The organism is Rhizobium ecuadorense (assembly GCF_001187535.1).
Taxonomy (GTDB): domain Bacteria; phylum Pseudomonadota; class Alphaproteobacteria; order Rhizobiales; family Rhizobiaceae; genus Rhizobium; species Rhizobium ecuadorense.
Map to the genome: position 1 here is coordinate 1 of NZ_LFIO01000165.1, position 278 is coordinate 278.

General features: G+C 61.2%; 1 pseudogene. It reads left to right on the forward strand.

The features are described 5' to 3' along the window. Positions 1-125: 125 nt before the first annotated feature. Positions 126-278, forward strand: a pseudogene (locus AF337_RS45030) (MarR family transcriptional regulator); the annotation flags it as partial.

Sequence of the window (278 nt, forward strand, 5' to 3'; positions counted from 1 at the left end):
CAAGCTCAACGAACTGCAGCCCTGTTCGCAGGGCAATCTCGGCCGCGAAACCGCCATGGACATGGCGACAATCAAGGGGGTCGTCGATCGACTGGTGAAGAGCCGAGTATGCGCTCGGCGATCAAATCGGCTTCTATCTGCGGCAGGCAAACCAGCGGCACGTGGCGATCTTTGCGAGCCTGATGGCGGAGAAACTGACCACGACCCAATGGGCAGCGCTGGTCAAGCTCAACGAACTGCAGCCCTGTTCGCAGGGCAATCTCGGCCGCGAAACCGCC